This window comes from Pseudomonas sp. WS 5059 (assembly GCF_012985525.1).
In the GTDB taxonomy this organism is placed as follows: Bacteria; Pseudomonadota; Gammaproteobacteria; order Pseudomonadales; family Pseudomonadaceae; genus Aquipseudomonas.
On the sequence record NZ_JAAQWO010000001.1, the window covers coordinates 1,007,090 to 1,023,681 of the forward strand.

Genomic DNA, 16,592 nt, shown 5'->3' on the forward strand with positions numbered 1-16,592 from the left:
GTACCGACGATGGCGAACCGCTATATATTCCCATACATAGCGATTAACTATAACAAGCCGCCACGTCGGCACCCCAAGGAGCTGCTTCATGATGATTCGCGCCCAACGCCTGGCCCCCACCGGCCTGGCCACCCTGATCGCCCTCTTTACCTTGGGCACAGCCCACGCCGATGAAGTACAAGTGGCCGTCGCCGCCAACTTCACCGCGCCGATCCAGGCGATCGCCGCCGACTTCGAAAAAGACACCGGGCACACACTGGTCGCCGCCTACGGGGCCACCGGGCAGTTCTATACCCAGATCAAGAATGGCGCGCCGTTTGAAGTGTTCCTCAGCGCCGACGACACCACCCCGCAAAAGCTCGAAAGCGAAGGCGACACCGTCAAGGGCTCGCGCTTCACCTATGCCGTGGGCACCCTGGCGCTGTGGTCGGCCAAGGAAGGTTATGTGGATGCCAAGGGCGCGGTGCTGCAAAAAAATGAATACCAGCACCTGTCCATCGCCAACCCGAAAGCCGCACCCTACGGCCTCGCGGCTACCCAGGTCCTGGCCAAGCTGGGCCTGACCGACAAGGTCAAGAGCAAGCTGGTCGAAGGCCAGAACATCACCCAGGCCTATCAGTTTGTGTCCACCGGCAATGCCGAGTTGGGCTTTGTCGCCTTGTCGCAAATCTATAAAGACGGCAACGTCAGCAGCGGCTCGGCGTGGATCGTGCCGGGCGAGATGCATGACCCAATCAAACAGGACGCGGTGATCCTCAACAAAGGCAAGGACAACCCGGCCGCCAAGGCACTGGTTGACTACCTCAAGGGGCCGAAAGCCGCTGCCGTTATCAAATCCTACGGTTATCAACTGTAAATGCCACTATCGAGTGCCGATTTTTCCGCGATCTGGCTGACCCTGAAACTGGCGTCGCTGACCACCGTGATTCTGCTGATTATCGGCACTCCCATCGCTCTGTGGCTGTCGCACACCCGTTCCTGGTGGCGCGGGCCGATTGGCGCGGTGGTCGCCCTGCCCCTGGTGCTGCCGCCGACGGTGATTGGCTTCTACCTGCTGCTGACCATGGGTCCCCATGGCTACCTCGGGCAGTTCACCCAATGGCTGGGCCTGGGCACCCTGACGTTCAGCTTCGCCGGCCTGGTGATTGGCTCGGTGATCTATTCCATGCCGTTTGTAGTGCAACCGTTGCAAAACGCGTTCTCGGCCATCGGCAGCCGTCCCCTGGAAGTTGCCGCGACGTTGCGGGCCAATCCCTGGGATACATTTTTCACGGTGATCCTGCCGCTGGCCCGCCCCGGCTTTATCACCGCGTCGATCCTCGGCTTCGCCCATACCGTGGGCGAGTTTGGCGTGGTGCTGATGATCGGCGGCAATATCCCCGACAAGACCCGCGTGGTCTCGGTGCAGATCTACGACCACGTCGAAGCCATGGAATACGCCCAAGCCCACTGGCTGGCCGGGGCCATGGTGGTGTTTTCTTTCCTGGTGTTGCTGGCGCTCTACTCCAGCCGTAAAACCAAAGCGGGTTGGAGCTGATGTCGATGATCGAGGTGCGCCTGCAACTGCACTACTCCGGATTTGCCCTGGACGTGGACCTCAAGCTGCCAGGGCGCGGCGTCACCGCGCTCTACGGGCATTCGGGCTCGGGCAAGACCACGTGCCTGCGCTGCATTGCCGGGCTGGAACGGGCCGGCGACGGATTTGTGCAAATCAACGATCAGGTCTGGCAAGACAGCCGCAACGGCGTGTTTGTGCCGCCGCACAAGCGCGCCCTGGGTTATGTGTTTCAAGAAGCCAGCCTGTTTCCCCACCTGTCGGTGCTGGCCAACCTGGAGTTCGGCCTCAAGCGGATCCCCAAGGCCCAGCGTCGCGTGGACATGGCCCACGCCACGCACTTGCTGGGGATCGGCCACCTGTTGGATCGCCACCCCCAGCATTTGTCCGGCGGTGAGCGCCAACGCGTAGGCATCGCCCGCGCCCTACTCACCAGCCCGCAGCTATTGCTGATGGACGAACCCCTGGCCGCCCTCGACAGCCAGCGCAAAAGCGAGATCCTGCCCTACCTGGAACGCCTGCACGATCAACTGGAAATCCCGGTGCTGTACGTCAGCCATGCCCAGGATGAAGTGGCGCGCCTGGCCGATCACATTGTCCTGCTCAGTGAGGGCAAGGCCCTGGCCAGCGGGCCGATTGGCGAGACCCTGGCGCGGCTCGACCTGCCGCTGGCCCTGGGCGACGATGCCGGCGTGGTGATCAACGGCACGGTCAGCGAGCATGACGCCCATTACCAACTGCTGACCCTGCAATTGCCCGACAGCCCACTGCAAATGCGCGTGGCCCACGCGCCGCTGGAGCTGGGCAAACACTTGCGGTTCAAGGTGCAGGCCCGGGACGTGAGCCTCAGCCTGCAACCTGGGGAGCACAGCAGTATCCTCAATTGCTTGCCCGTGACCGTGACCCAGGAGATCCCTGCCGATAACAGTGCGCATGTGCTGGTACGGCTCGACGCGGCGGGTACGCCGCTGCTGGCGCGCATCACCCGTTATTCGCGGGACCAGTTGCAAGTGCATCCCGGCCAGGCGTTATGGGCACAGATCAAGGCGGTCGCCGTACTGGCTTGAACGCACGGCCCGGTGCTGCGGTCAATCAGGCATACCGGCCTGATTTGTTGCCAAGGACTCTGCCATGCCCGACTCCACCCTGCCCGTCGACCTGCCCCGTGACCTGCACTACGTTGACGACAGTCAGCCGGGCCTGAGCCGCCGTAAACTGCGGGGCAAGTTCCAGTACTTCCAGAGCGACGGCCAACGCATCAGCGACGCCGACGAAATCCAGCGCATCAACGCCCTGGCCATCCCGCCGGCCTATACCGATGTGTGGATCTGCGCCGACCCCAAGGGCCATCTACAGGCCACCGGCCGCGATGCCCGCGGCCGCAAGCAATACCGTTATCACCCACGCTGGCGTGAAGTGCGCGACAGCGACAAGTATTCGCGCCTGCAGCAGTTCGGCAACGCGCTGCCCAAATTGCGCAAGCAGCTACAAGCGCAAATCGATGCGCCGGGTTTCAACCGCGAGAAGGTCCTGGCCACCGTCGTGCTGTTGCTCGATGCCACGCTGATCCGCGTCGGCAACAGCCAATACGCCCGCGATAACCGCTCCTATGGCCTGACCACCCTGCGTACCCGCCACGTGGATATCAAGGGCAGCGAAATCCAGTTCCAGTTCCGTGGCAAGAGCGGCGTCGAGCACCAGGTCAGTATCAAGGACCGGCGCCTGGCCACCGTGCTCAAGCGCTGCCTGGAGTTGCCGGGGCAGAACCTGTTCCAGTACCTGGACGAGAACGGCGAGCGGCATACCGTCAGCTCCACCGACGTCAACGCCTACCTGCACAGCCTCACCGGCGCCGACTTTACCGCCAAGGACTACCGCACCTGGGCCGGCAGTGCCCTGGCCCTGGCCGTGTTGCGCGAACTGGCATGGCAACCGGAGTCGGATGCAAAACGGCATGTGGTGGAGATGGTCAAGAATGTCGCCCGGCAACTGGGCAATACCCCGGCGGTGTGCCGCAAATGCTACATCCACCCGGCCGTGCTGGAGCACTTCAGCCTGGGCGGCCTGGCGAAACTGCCCAGGCCCAGGGTGCGCAAGGGCTTGAAAGCCGAAGAAGTGGGGTTGGCGATGTTTCTTGAGCAACTGTAGGCACTGACGCCACCGATGTAGGAAAAATGACTGAACTGCGCTAGGCTACCAATCCCTCCCGACTGCAGGACGACCGCCGACGTGAACAACTAAGCCTTCCAACATGTAAACGCAACGAGCCGCCTGGCGCGCTTGTTGGCTTGTGCCACATTGTTCTGGAGGTGCTGATGACTGACGTCAACCGGCTGCCTGTACTTGTTTCCTTGCATCATCTGGGTTTTCAGTTCGCCGATGGCGAGACTTTGCTGGAAGACCTCAACCTGTCCATCGATTGCACCCCGACCGGGATTGTCGGCCGTAATGGCATGGGCAAGAGTGTGTTGGCGCGCCTGCTGGCCGGCGTGCTTGAGCCATCCCACGGGGTTATCAAATCCTCGGCGCGTGTCGCCTATGTCCCACAAAGCATTGAGCTGTTACCGGGGCAGACTGTGGCCCAGGTCTGCGGTTGCGCGCCTATTCTGGCGGCACTTGAGCGCCTGGCCGCGGGACGCGCGCAGGCCGACGACCTGGAACTGATCGATGATCGCTGGGACCTGGCCGAACGCCTGCGCCAGGCCCTGGATGGCGCCGGTCTGGCCGAGATCGACCCCGATCAGCCCGCCGGCCAACTCAGCGGTGGGCAACTGGCCAGGATCGCCCTGATTGGTGGCCTGCTGGGCGCGCCGCAGTTGCTGATTCTCGACGAACCCACCAACCACCTCGACAGTGCCGGCCGCGATTGGCTGCTGGCGACCCTTGGCGCCTGGCGCGGCGGCCTGGTGGTGGTCAGCCACGACCGACGCCTGCTCAATACCCTGGGGCGGATCATCGAACTGTCGCCCCTCGGGGCCCGGCTCTATGGCGGCAACTACGATGACTATCGGGCGCAGCGTGATGCCGAGCAACACGCCGCCCAGGCCGCCCTGGAACATGCCCGGCTGGATCGGCGGCGCGAGCACCAGCGCCTGAAAAAGGCTATCGACAGTTTCCAGCGCCACGCCGCCAGTGCCCGTAAACATGCAGAGACCGCCAATGTCGATGCCTTCACCAAATCCCGCTGGAAAGGCGCCGCCAATGAAATTGTCAGCAACGTGCGCAGCGCCCATGTGCAGCACAAGCAGGCCTTGAACGAACGCGTGCGCACGGCCCACGAACTGGTGGTGGACGAAACGCCGACCTTCCTTGCCTTGCCCGGCACACCCCTGCCGGCTGGCCGCCAAGTGCTAACCCTGATCGACTGCCAGTTGCCCTGGCTCGATCCCCGCGCGCCGAGCACCCTGATCAACGCGAGCCTGTGCGGGCCGGTCCGGGTTGCGGTCCACGGGCCCAATGGCTGCGGCAAGTCCACCCTGCTCAAGCTGCTGGCGGGGCATTGGCAACCTGTCAGCGGCGCATGCACGGTTCATGTACCCAGCGCCTATCTCGACCAGCACTTGACCCTGCTCGATGACCAGCAGTCGATCGTCGAGCAACTGAAATTGATGGACACGCCACTGGCCGAAGCCGAACTGCGCACCCGTCTGGCGCTGTTGCAACTGGATGCATGGCGCGTCACCCAGCCCATCGGCCAGCTCAGCGGTGGCGAGCGCTTGAAGGCTGCCATGGCGATTGCCTTGTGGCGCAAGGTTCCCGCGCAATTGCTGCTCCTGGATGAGCCGACCAACCATCTGGACCTGGAGTCGGTGATGGCCTTCGAACAGGCTTTACAGGGATTTACCGGGGCGCTGATTGCGGTCTCCCATGACGCAGCGTTTCTCAAGGCACTGGCGCCGACTCACGTTCTGAGCTGGGACGTCATGGGCTGGCGCTTGGAAGTGAACTGAAGGATGTGCCAAGTCATTGCAGTCAACCGGAAAGCGCCCTACGGTAGTGGCCGGATAATCTCATAGAGGAACCTCTCGCCGTGCTGCCCTCTTCCCCTAAGCCCATGGTCAATACTGCCTTGCAGCACCAGCACAAATGGCGGGGGCGCATCGGCCTGACGCTGGTGGCCAGCCTTTCGGTGCTGGCCGGCATGACCGACGCCATCGGTTTCATGGCCAGTGGCGATTTTGTCTCGTTCATGAGCGGCAATACCACGCGGCTGGCGGTGGCAATCAGTGAGGGTGCCCTGGGGCTGACCGGGCGCCTCACCCTGTTGGTGGCAACCTTCATCCTGGGCAACGCGCTGGGGGTGATCATCAGCCGCGTGAGCAAGCGCCATGCGCTGCCGTTGTTGCTGTGTATTGCCACGCTATTATGCGGCGCCGCGGCGTGGCCGATGGCCGAGCAGTTGCCGGCAGTGCTGGCTGCGATCATTGCCATGGGCATGCTCAATGCGGCGGTGGAACAGGTCAATGGCTTGCCCGTGGGGCTGACTTACGTGACCGGCGCGTTGTCGCGTTTCGGTCGCGGCCTGGGGCGCTGGATGCTGGGGGAGCGCCGCAATGGCTGGCGCGTGCAGTTGATTCCCTGGGCCGGGATGTTTGTCGGCGCGGTGATCGGTGCTGTGCTGGAGCACCAGATGGGGATCCGGGCACTGTTGGTCAGCGGCCTGCTGTCGGCGCTGCTGGGCCTGGTGTCGCTGAAGATTCCGCGGCGCTGGCACCTGGGCTATATGCCACGTTGAAAAGGTGCCTGCCCGACATTTAGGCCTCGACATCCATGCACTGGTAAAGAGCCATCATGTCGGGCAAGCGCTGGCATTTTAAGACAAAGCCGGCGCAGTGTCCGCTGGGCATTTCTGAAGATTTCTAAAGAAACAACCTACAGGCAGGTCGCCAAGGCGGCCAGACGGCGCTTGGCGGCCCAATTGTCCTGCACCGCGTAGTAACTGACCGTGGTGCTGGTACCGGCGCTGCGCACATCGACAAAGTAGTCACCGCCCGTGGTGTACACCGTATGGCCACCGCCTTGCGCAGGCTCCATGAAGCCGCCGGCGTCGACGCCGAATACCGCCTCGTCCTGCCAGCCAAACTGGATGCATTGGGCTACGACCAGGGCCGCCTTATCAGACGCCAGGGTTTTATAGGGCGCGCCAGCGCGTGCGTCTTTCATCTTCGAACCTGCGCAACCGGCCAGCGCCGCCAGGACCAACGCACCTATCACCACCTTTCGCATGCCATCGCTTCCTTGAAAAAAACGCGACTGTACCACTGCCTACAACAACCAGCGCAACAGATAGAACAGCGCCATGCTCAACAGCACCGTGGTCAACACGCTGCGGGTCCAGAACATCAGGGCCACCGCACAGATCCCGGCCAGCAGGTAGGGGTTGGTGGGGCTCAGGTTGAGCTTGTGCTCGGCGAGGAAAATGATCGGCCCGCAAATCGCCGTCAACATGCCGGGTACCGCGAACCCGAGAAACTCCCGGGCGCCACGGTTCAGGCGCACCGGCAAGCGCGGTTCAAGAAACAGATAACGGTTGAAAAACACCGCCAGGCCCATGCCGATAATCATCACAAAAATCATCGCTGCCCCACTCCCAAGCGTTTGCAGGCATACCCTGCGCTCATCCCCAACAACCCCGACACCACCACCGCCGACTCCCAGTGCCAGTAGCTGAGCAGCACCGAAAACAGCAGGGCCACTGCCACGCACACCACCGTCGGCACATCACGCACAACCGGGGTGATCAAGGCGATGAAGGTCGCGGCGATGGAGAACTCCAGGCCCAGTTGATCGAGGTTGGGGATGCTCTTGCCGAGCACGATGCCGGCCAGGGTGAACAGGTTCCAGGCCACGTAGAACGTCAGGCCCACGCCCAGGGCATACCAGCGGTTGAAGGTCTGGCGGTCGTATTGGCTGACCAGGGCGAAGAATTCGTCGGTCAGCAAAAAGCCCAGGCTCATGCGCCAGCGCGCCGGCAAGGGCGACAGGGTGCTACGCATATGCATGCCATACAGCAAGTGCTGGGAGGTCAGCAGCAAGGTGGTGAGCAAAATGGCGATCAGGCTCGCGCCGCTCTTGACCATGCCAATCGCCACCAACTGTGCGGCACCGGCAAACACAATGGCCGACAGGCCCTGGCTTTCCAGCGGGGTGAATTGGGCGTCAATCGCCAGGGAACCGGCGAGCAGGCCCCACGGGGCGCAGGCCAACGACAGGGGAATAATCGCAATCGCGCCACGGGCGAAGGCGTAATGCGGCAAGGCAGTAGGCATGGACAACAGGCTCATCGACAGACAGTCGGCAAGCATGGCAGCGCCAAACAGGATTGTCTTGAACGATCTTGCAGGCAACACCCCGACGCCAGGAAGGAATGTTGCCTGCCTGATTTATGGCTGCAGGGCCGTGGCGGCCTTGTCGATAAATGCCGCCACTTCGCCAGCCCTGGAGGCCAGCGAGGCGTGACTGGCGTCCAGCGTGAGAATCTCCCGGGGCTTGATGCGCTCGGCCATGCGTACCTGGTTATCGGGGTGAATCATGTGGTCCTGGGTGGACACCTGATACCACGACGGCTTGTTCTTCCAGGCCGGATTGCTCACTTCATCGCCAAAGGTACTGGCCAGGGGCGCCTTCTGCGTAATTCCCAGCACGTCGCCCTCTGACTGCGGCAAGTCCTGGCAGAAGCTCTCATGGAACAACTCGGGCTTGACCCACAGGTAGCCATCGCTGTCCGGCACCAGGTTGGCGGCGGCCTCGGGCAGGTGTTGCTGGGTGATTGCGCCCGGACTTTCCCCCGCATCCGGGGCAAACGCGGCAATAAACACCAGGCCCTGGACGTTGGGCTCGTTGCCTGCCTGGGAAATGACCGCGCCCCCATAGGAATGCCCGACCAACAACACCGGCCCCTTGACCTGGGCCACCATCTTGCGTGTGCGTTCGGCGTCGTCGGCCAATGAAGTCAGGGGAATTTCCACCGCGTGCAAGTCGCGATAGCCCTTTTTCTGCAGTTCGACGATCACTCGGCTCCAATGGGCTGCGCCGCCCCAAAAGCCGTGTACCAGGACAATTGCCGGTTTTTCACTCATTCGATGACTTCCTGTGGATTGAGCATGGGGTCTTGCGGACAGCCGCGACCATGCCCAGTGTCAGCGCAGCCGGCTCGATCGTCACCCCCCAATCGCCGAACGGCTACGTGCCATTATCAGGCCAGCTTGACCGACACCCGCTCTACCGCATCCCGGGCCTCACGCAGTTCATGGGCATCCTGGTTAAGGCGGTGAATGGTGTTGAGCAGGCGCTGACGCAGCACTTCATCGCTGAGTTTTTCGACGGCGCGCATCAAGTCAAAAGCCGCGGTTTCGTTGTTGTCCGCGACAGAATCGAGGGTCTTGCGCAGGTTGCGAGTGGCACGGGTCACACCGTTACTTCCTTTATCACCAATGGCGGGCACTTTAGGACAGTTGTGTTTCATTTTAATTTCAACCACTTGGCACAGAACCTCGGTACCTTGTCACAGGTCAATCAAACGTCGAATCCCCCCCCACAGAGAATGCCTTGATGCTTGCTGCCCTCGCCATCTTCCTGTTCACCATTGTCCTGGTCATCTGGCAACCCAAGGGTCTTGGCGTAGGCTGGAGTGCAACCATGGGCGCGATCCTCGCCCTGGCCTGTGGCGTGATCAGCCTGGCGGATATCCCGGTGGTGTGGCAGATCATCTGGAACGCCACCGGCACCTTCGTCGCCCTGATCATCATCAGCCTGATCCTCGACGAGGCCGGCTTTTTTGCCTGGGCCGCGTTGCATGTGGCGCGCTGGGGACGGGGCCGGGGCCGCCGGCTGTTTGCTTATATGGTGCTGCTGGGGGCGCTGGTCTCGGCGCTGTTCGCCAATGACGGGGCGGCCCTGATCCTCACGCCGATTGTCATGTCGATGCTCCTGGCCCTGCGCTTCTCACCCGCTGCTACCCTGGCCTTCGTGATGGGTGCAGGGTTTATCGCCGACACCGCCAGCCTGCCGCTGGTCGTCTCCAACCTGGTGAATATCGTTTCGGCAGACTATTTCAACATCGGCTTCAACCAGTACGCAGCGGTGATGGTGCCGGTCAACCTGGTCAGCGTCGCCGCGACCCTGGCGGTGCTGCTGTGGTTCTTCCGGCGCGATATCCCGCACAGTTATGACCCCGCCGACCTGCCCGAGCCGGCCAGCGCGATTCATGACCCGGCAACCTTCCACGCTGCCTGGTGGGTGCTGGGCATTCTGCTGGTCGGCTGCTTTGCCCTCGAGCCCCTGGGCATTCCCATCAGTGCCATCTCGGCCGCCTGCGCCCTGCTCCTGCTGGTGATCGCCGCCAAAGGCCACAAGATCTCCACGCGCAAGGTACTCAAGGAAGCGCCCTGGCAGATCGTGATTTTTTCCCTGGGCATGTACCTGGTGGTGTACGGCCTGCGCAATGCCGGGCTGACCACGTACCTGGCCACCTGGCTCGACGCCTTCGCCAATTACGGCGTGTGGGGCGCCGCCCTGGGCACCGGCTTGCTGACGGCGCTGCTGTCTTCGGTGATGAACAACCTGCCGACGGTGCTGATCGGCGCGCTGTCGATCGAGGCCAGCCATGCCGTGGGCGTGGTCAAGGAGGCAATGATCTACGCCAATGTGATCGGCAGCGACCTGGGGCCTAAAATCACGCCCATTGGGAGCCTGGCAACCTTGCTCTGGCTGCATATCCTGGCGCGCAAGGGCATCCGGATCACCTGGGGCTATTACTTCAAGGTCGGCATCGTGCTGACGCTGCCGGTGCTGCTGATCACCCTGGCCGCGCTGGCCCTGCGCCTGAGTATCTAAACAGGTATGCTTTGCCGCACCCGCCGCCACTGAGCCCACCCCATGAGTTCCCCGCACCACGCCTGGCTGGGCCATTACGAAATCAGCAGCACCACCTGCAGCGGCCTGACGTTTGCCCGCCATAGCCACGACGAATGCGTGATTGGCGTCAACCTGGTGGGCACCGAACAGGTGTGGCTGGAGCGCCGCACTTTCGAGGCCGGGCCCGGCAGCATCACCCTGTACAACCCTGGCCAGATCCAGGGCGGCGGTGCTGCCGAGGGGGCGCCCTGGCACTTTGTCAGCCTGTACGCCGGCGCCGATCGCCTGGCCGACGACCTGGGGCTGGCCCACCTGGAGTTTGATTGCGCGCTGTGTTTTGCCCCTGCCCTGGCGGCGCAACTGGCGCACGCCGCCAAGGGCGCGCTGAGCGCCGACCCGCTGCTGCGGGGGCTGAACGAAGATGCCCTGGTGGTGCTGCTGGGCGAGGTGGTCAAGCTCAGTGGTGTGCGCCTGCCGGATGGCGCCAGCGCCGGGTCACGGCTAGTCGCCCAGGCCCAGGAGTTACTCGCCGCGCAGTTGCATCAGGGTGTGGCACTGGACGCCCTGGGTGACGAGTTGGGCCTGTCGAAATTCCACGTATTGCGCACCTTCCAGAAAGAAACCGGCCTGAGCCCCCGCCAGTGGGCCATGCAACTGCGTACCCGCCGCGCGAAAGGCTTGCTGCGCAGCGGCCTGAGCGCCGCCGAGGTTGCCCATGACCTGGGCTTTGCCGACCAGAGCCATCTCAACCGGCACTTTCGTGCGGCGTACGGGATTACCCCTGGCCGCTATCAGAGCGCAATCTGGTCCAAGACCCCTGCGTGCCCCCAGCCTCAGACTGACCTGTAGGAGCCGGCTTGCCGGCGATGGCATTTATGGGGATGGCGATGTTGACGATCTTTTTTTACGCACTGGTATTCGGCTTTGTGTTTTGCCTGTCCCCTGGCGCGGTGCTGGCGGAAACCCTGCGCCGCGGCCTGTTGCATGGGTTCACCCCAGCGTTGCTGGTGCAAATAGGCTCGCTGGTGGGCGATGCGACCTGGGCGGTAATCGGCCTGACCGGCATGGCCCTGCTGATCCAGCACGAAGCGGTACGTGTGCCGCTGACCGCCGTTTGCGCGCTGTACCTGGCCTGGCTCGGCCTGCGCAGCCTGCAAGATGCCTGGCAGTTGCCGCGACCCGACAGCGCACCGCCCAGCACCGGGCGCAATGCGCTGATGGTGGGGGCCGCCATCTCGTTGGCCAACCCCAAGAACATCGTGTATTGGGGCGCCCTGGGCAGTGCCTTGTCAGGCATCGTCGGCGCCACGCCGAGTCATGGTCAGACCCTGGTGTTCTTCGCCGGTTTTATGCTGGCCTCGATCCTGTCGTGTTTTTTGATTGCAGGCTTGGTCAATGTCTTGCGAAAGAACGCCTCGGCAACTTGGCAGCGGGTCAGTCATGGTGCCTGCGGCTTAGTACTGATTTATCTCGCATTATTGGCCGCATACAGTCTATGAACTTATATAGCCAATCAGGCGAATCTGAATAAAGTCTGAACGGACAACAAACAAGTTCATTACAGATTGACATCCCCTGCCTGCCTGAGTAAATTGCCCGTGCCTGCAACTAGGGCCTTTTTTTCAACCTCACAAAAGAAGCCAATGGACACAGTATCTAGTCGCTGTCCGCTCCCCGTGAATACAGGGGTCGGGCGCCAAACCCAGAGTAATGACGGGACTCGCCTTCCAGGCCGGGTAAGCTGCGCTAGAGCTTGATGCTCCAACGTAACTGCCTTGAGCCGGCGCAGTCCGGTCCCGAGGTGTGTTATGAATTTCCAGACCCTTGTTCTACCTGATGTACGCACGCTGGCCTCAGCCCTGCGTGCCAAGCTGTGCCGTGCTTCCATGGGCGTTGCCCCGGTGCGCCTGGCCTTGGCTTCCCCCTCCCCGCGTATCAATGTGCAACACCTGCAGGCGCACTGGCGCCTGTGCCCCACCACCGGCCATCTGGTCCAGCATTGGGACCATGCCGACCCTCAAGATCCGCAGAGACGGAACGTTTCCAGCCGGCTTGCCCAAGTGCGCCTGAGCCTGAGCACGCGCGCGGCATAAGCCGACTGGAAACAGCAACTTCCTGATTATTGGTCAATTAATTAACTGGCGTTCCTTGCGAACTAAGCCAGCCGTAGTTTTCTGCGCGCCCGTTAATTAACTCGCCTCGTTAAAGTTATTAGACCCGATCGCAAAAACTGCGACTCGGCGTGCCTGTGTTCGCCTGCCTGACGGCAAGTAACGGGTATGTCGACAGGAGTAAAAATCATGAGCGCCGTAAAAACCACGCAACTTGCAAACAAAAACAGCACCGCCCACGACAGCAAACTGTCGATGCGTGCCGCCCGCGAAGCGCAAAACGGCCTGGCAGCGACCCTGGCCAATGTCCGGGCGACCAAGGACGGCCTGACCGAACTGGATGCCAGCGCCCGCCTGCAACGCGAAGGCTATAACGAGGTGGCCCACGACAAGCCGCCCCACGCGGTGGTGCAGTTCCTCCAGGCCCTGAACAACCCGTTTATCTACGTATTGCTGACCCTTGCAGTGATCAGCTTTGTCACCGACTACTGGCTGCCGCTGCGCGCCGGTGAAGAAGTGGACCTGACCAAGGTCATTATCATCATGACCATGGTCGCCCTGAGCAGCCTGCTGCGCTTCTGGCAGGAACACCGCTCGGCAAAATCCGCCGAAGCCCTCAAGGCCATGGTACGCACCACCGCCACCGTGCTGCGCCGCGAGCAGGTCGGCGCCAAGCCCACCCTGCGCGAAGTGCCGATGCGTGAACTGGTGGCCGGCGATATCGTGCAACTGTCGGCCGGCGACATGATCCCGGCCGACATCCGCCTGATCGAGTCCCGCGACCTGTTTATCAGCCAGGCCGTGCTGACCGGCGAAGCCTTGCCGGTAGAAAAGTACGACACCCTGGGCGACGTCACGCAAAAATCCGCCACGCTTCAAGCGCCAGACCAGAGCAACCTGCTGGACCTGCCCAACATCTGCTTCATGGGTACCAACGTGGTCAGCGGCCGCGCCCGGGCGGTGGTCGTGGCGACCGGGCCGCGTACCTATTTCGGTTCGCTGGCCAAGGCCATCGTCGGCTCCCGGGTGCAAACCGCCTTTGACCGTGGGGTGAACAGCGTCAGCTGGCTGCTGATCCGCTTCATGCTGGTGATGGTGCCCATCGTGTTTTTCCTCAACGGCTTTACCAAGGGCGATTGGGGCGACGCGTTCCTGTTTGCCCTGGCGGTGGCCGTGGGGCTGACCCCGGAAATGCTGCCGATGATCGTCAGCGCCAACCTGGCCAAGGGTGCGAATGCCATGGCCAAGCGCAAAGTGGTGGTCAAGCGCCTCAACGCGATCCAGAACTTCGGTTCGATGGACGTGCTGTGCACCGACAAGACCGGCACCCTGACCCAGGACAAAATCATCCTCGAGCACCACGTCAACGCCTTCGGCCAGCGGGACGACCAGGTGCTGTCCCTGGCCTGGCTCAACAGCCATCACCAAAGCGGCATGAAGAACCTGATGGATCAGGCGGTGCTCGCGTTCTCCCAGCACAACCCCAAGTTCCAGGTGCCGTTTGCCTACAGCAAGGTCGATGAGCTGCCCTTCGACTTTGTGCGCCGGCGCCTGTCGATAGTGGTCAAGGACAGCCACGGCGATCACCTGCTGGTGTGCAAGGGCGCCGTGGAAGAAATGCTCGGCATTGCCACCCATGTGATGGAAGGCGCTAGCGCCGTGGCCCTGGACGAGGGTCGTCGCCAGGAATTGCTGCGCACCGTCAACGAGTTCAACGAGGACGGTTTCCGCGTGCTGGTGGTGGCCACCCGCAATATTCCCAAGGCCCTGGCGCGCCAGCAGTACACTCCCGCCGATGAACGCAACCTGGTGATCCACGGTTTCCTGACCTTCCTCGATCCGCCGAAGGAAACCGCCGGCCCGGCGATTGCCGCGCTGCAAGAGATCGGGGTCGCGGTCAAAGTGCTGACCGGCGATAACGCCGTGGTCACCCGCACCATCTGCCGCCAGGTCGGCCTGGAACCCGGCGAACCACTGCTGGGTGTGGACATCGAAGCCATGGACGATGCCACCCTCAAGCAGCAGGTCGAACAACGCACGGTGTTCGCCAAGCTGACCCCGCTGCAAAAGTCCCGGGTGCTCAAGGCCTTGCAGTCCAATGGTCACACCGTGGGCTTCCTCGGCGACGGCATCAACGATGCACCCGCCCTGCGCGATGCCGACGTCGGCATCTCGGTGGACAGCGCGACCGATATTGCCAAGGAATCGGCCGATATCATCCTCCTGGAAAAGAGCCTGATGGTCCTCGAAGAAGGTGTGCTTAAAGGCCGCGAGACCTTCGGCAATATCATGAAGTACCTGAACATGACGGCCAGCTCCAACTTCGGCAACGTGTTCTCGGTGCTGGTGGCGAGTGCGTTCATTCCTTTCATGCCGATGCTGGCGATCCACCTGCTCCTGCAAAACCTGATGTACGACATCTCCCAACTGGCCCTGCCGTGGGACAAGATGGACAAGGAATACCTGGCCAAGCCACGCAAGTGGGACGCGCAGAACATCGGGCGCTTCATGATCTGGATCGGGCCGACCTCGTCGATCTTCGACATCACCACCTTTGCCCTGATGTGGTACGTGTTCTCGGCCAATAGTGTGGAAATGCAGACCCTGTTCCAGTCCGGTTGGTTCGTCGAAGGGCTGCTCTCCCAGACCCTGGTGGTGCACATGCTGCGCACCCGCAAGATCCCGTTCTTCCAGAGCACCGCCGCCTGGCCGGTGTTGCTGATGACCAGCCTGGTCATCGCCCTGGGGATCTATGTGCCCTTCTCGCCCCTGGGCACGATCGTGGGTCTGCAACCGTTGCCGTGGGCGTACTTCCCTTGGCTGGTCGGCACCTTGCTCGCCTACTGCTGCGTGGCACAACTGATGAAGACGATCTACATCCGCCGCTTCAAGCAGTGGTACTGAGCCGGAGCATAATCCCATGCACAAACACACCTTCCTGGCTGCCTTCGAGTGGCTGCCGGCGTCGCGGCAACGAGCGCTGCGCCGCAACCTGGTCTTTATCGGCGCGACCCTGGCCGTTGGCCTGGTGTCCAAGGCGTTCGCCGCAGGCGGTTCCTACGTGGTCGATGATGGCGCCATCAACGCCCCAGGCGAATGCAATGTCGACGCCGGCTACACCCGTTCAACACAGCGCACCACGCTCTCTACAGCCTGTACGTCGAGGGCGTTGCCCAACCTGCAATGGGGCGCGGCCCTCGAGGATGACCCTGAGCAGCCCCAGCTCAGCCCGCAACTCAAGGGTTCATTGTGGGCCTGGCAGGATGCGGGCGTGGAGATCGCCTGGGCGGCGGCGGCGCATATCGCGCTGGACCGCCGGCATCCGTTCGACGGCGCCGACCTGGGCCTGCCGCTGACCTGGCAAGCGTTCGAGACACTGAGCTTGAACCTCAATGCCGGCTGGGCCCATGCCTATGACAATGGCGAACAAAACCACCGACTGACCTGGGGCACAGGCCTGGAATACCGCTTGGCGGACTCATTGACGCTATTGGCAGAACGCTATGGCCAGCAAGGCGGCGACCAGGCCTGGCAAGCCGGGCCGCGAGTGCATCTGGGTCAGCAAGTGGATGTGGACCTGGTGGTCGGGCACAACCTGACCAGGGATCGCGACCGCTGGCTGACGACGGGGGCTACCCTGCGGTTCTGAAACATGGGAGGGAAATCAATGTAGGAGCTGTCGAGCCCCGGCGAGGCGGCGATGGCGGCGGCATGGCTGGCATTGATGTTGGCTGGGCCACCGCTATCGCCGCCTCGCTAAAGCTCGACAGCTCCTACAGGGTTCATCGGGGTTTGCGGGATCTGCGGATCCTTGACGCTGGCGGCCTACAGCGAACACGTCATGCCAGCTGGGCAAAAATAATGTAGGAGCTGCCGAGCCCCGGCGAGGCGGCGATGGCGGCGGCATGGCTGGCATTGATGTTGGCTGGGCCACCGCTATCGCCGCCTCGCTAAAGCTCGACAGCTCCTACAGGGTTTGTGCTGCACTCAAAATCTACAACCGGGCAGATCCATGGGGGAGCTTGCCTGCGACAGCGGTCTACCAGCCGGCAAAAATGGTAACTGCACCA

17 protein-coding genes are annotated in these 16,592 nt (G+C 62.5%); 12 read left to right on the forward strand and 5 right to left on the reverse strand.

Features of this window, described 5'->3' with window-relative positions:
* Positions 1-88: 88 nt before the first annotated feature.
* The 6 genes from modA to HBO12_RS04285 all read left to right on the forward strand — a co-directional run bounded on the left by modA (position 89) and on the right by HBO12_RS04285 (position 6,290).
* Positions 89-856 (forward strand): molybdate ABC transporter substrate-binding protein, encoded by a 768-nt coding sequence (modA, locus tag HBO12_RS04260; protein ID WP_170041540.1) that lies wholly within the window; start codon positions 89-91, stop codon positions 854-856.
* Positions 857-1,537 carry a molybdate ABC transporter permease subunit gene (modB, locus tag HBO12_RS04265; RefSeq protein WP_169955822.1) on the forward strand — a complete coding sequence of 227 codons (681 nt, stop codon included), beginning with the start codon at positions 857-859 and terminating at the stop codon, positions 1,535-1,537.
* Entirely contained in the window at positions 1,537-2,622 is a 1,086-nt protein-coding gene (gene modC, locus HBO12_RS04270; RefSeq protein WP_170041541.1) for a molybdenum ABC transporter ATP-binding protein, read from the forward strand. Before modB ends, modC begins: the two co-directional genes overlap by 1 nt.
* 64 nt (positions 2,623-2,686) lie before the next feature.
* Positions 2,687-3,703 (forward strand): DNA topoisomerase IB, encoded by a 1,017-nt coding sequence (locus HBO12_RS04275; protein WP_169955820.1) that lies wholly within the window; start codon positions 2,687-2,689, stop codon positions 3,701-3,703.
* A gap of 167 nt (positions 3,704-3,870) precedes the next feature.
* Entirely contained in the window at positions 3,871-5,505 is a 1,635-nt protein-coding gene (locus HBO12_RS04280) for an ABC-F family ATP-binding cassette domain-containing protein (protein ID WP_170041542.1), read from the forward strand.
* Between the two features lie 80 nt (positions 5,506-5,585).
* Positions 5,586-6,290, forward strand: a complete 705-nt coding sequence (locus HBO12_RS04285; RefSeq protein WP_170041543.1) for a DUF1275 family protein — start codon at positions 5,586-5,588, stop codon at positions 6,288-6,290.
* Positions 6,291-6,427: 137 nt separating this feature from the next.
* On the opposite strand, the gene HBO12_RS04290 is transcribed toward HBO12_RS04285, so the two are convergent.
* The 5 genes from HBO12_RS04290 to HBO12_RS04310 all read right to left on the reverse strand — a co-directional run bounded on the left by HBO12_RS04290 (position 6,428) and on the right by HBO12_RS04310 (position 8,966).
* Complete coding sequence (locus tag HBO12_RS04290; protein WP_170041544.1) at positions 6,428-6,781, reverse strand: hypothetical protein; 354 nt, start codon at positions 6,779-6,781, stop codon at positions 6,428-6,430.
* 39 nt (positions 6,782-6,820) lie between these two features.
* Positions 6,821-7,132 carry an AzlD domain-containing protein gene (locus tag HBO12_RS04295; protein WP_170041545.1) on the reverse strand — a complete coding sequence of 104 codons (312 nt, stop codon included), beginning with the start codon at positions 7,130-7,132 and terminating at the stop codon, positions 6,821-6,823.
* On the reverse strand, positions 7,129-7,824 hold the full coding sequence (locus HBO12_RS04300) for an AzlC family ABC transporter permease (protein WP_057440118.1): 696 nt from the start codon (positions 7,822-7,824) through the stop codon (positions 7,129-7,131). Before HBO12_RS04300 ends, HBO12_RS04295 begins: the two co-directional genes overlap by 4 nt.
* A gap of 114 nt (positions 7,825-7,938) precedes the next feature.
* Complete coding sequence (locus HBO12_RS04305; protein ID WP_169955815.1) at positions 7,939-8,634, reverse strand: alpha/beta hydrolase; 696 nt, start codon at positions 8,632-8,634, stop codon at positions 7,939-7,941.
* Positions 8,635-8,750: 116 nt separating this feature from the next.
* Positions 8,751-8,966, reverse strand: a complete 216-nt coding sequence (locus HBO12_RS04310; RefSeq protein WP_003212603.1) for a hypothetical protein — start codon at positions 8,964-8,966, stop codon at positions 8,751-8,753.
* Positions 8,967-9,106: 140 nt separating this feature from the next.
* Between HBO12_RS04310 and HBO12_RS04315 the strand changes: the two genes are divergently transcribed.
* The 6 genes from HBO12_RS04315 to HBO12_RS04340 all read left to right on the forward strand — a co-directional run bounded on the left by HBO12_RS04315 (position 9,107) and on the right by HBO12_RS04340 (position 16,171).
* On the forward strand, positions 9,107-10,390 hold the full coding sequence (locus HBO12_RS04315) for an arsenic transporter (RefSeq protein WP_169955814.1): 1,284 nt from the start codon (positions 9,107-9,109) through the stop codon (positions 10,388-10,390).
* Between the two features lie 42 nt (positions 10,391-10,432).
* Positions 10,433-11,260 (forward strand): AraC family transcriptional regulator, encoded by an 828-nt coding sequence (locus tag HBO12_RS04320; RefSeq protein ID WP_170041546.1) that lies wholly within the window; start codon positions 10,433-10,435, stop codon positions 11,258-11,260.
* A gap of 38 nt (positions 11,261-11,298) precedes the next feature.
* Positions 11,299-11,910 carry a LysE family transporter gene (locus HBO12_RS04325; RefSeq protein ID WP_170041547.1) on the forward strand — a complete coding sequence of 204 codons (612 nt, stop codon included), beginning with the start codon at positions 11,299-11,301 and terminating at the stop codon, positions 11,908-11,910.
* A 309-nt stretch (positions 11,911-12,219) separates the two neighbouring features.
* On the forward strand, positions 12,220-12,504 hold the full coding sequence (locus tag HBO12_RS04330) for a hypothetical protein (RefSeq protein ID WP_170041548.1): 285 nt from the start codon (positions 12,220-12,222) through the stop codon (positions 12,502-12,504).
* Between the two features lie 207 nt (positions 12,505-12,711).
* Positions 12,712-15,426, forward strand: a complete 2,715-nt coding sequence (gene mgtA, locus HBO12_RS04335) for a magnesium-translocating P-type ATPase (protein ID WP_170041549.1) — start codon at positions 12,712-12,714, stop codon at positions 15,424-15,426.
* Positions 15,427-15,442: 16 nt separating this feature from the next.
* A complete protein-coding gene (locus tag HBO12_RS04340) occupies positions 15,443-16,171 on the forward strand; it encodes a hypothetical protein (RefSeq protein ID WP_170041550.1) in 729 nt (242 codons plus the stop codon).
* The last annotated feature ends 421 nt before the right edge of the window (positions 16,172-16,592 follow it).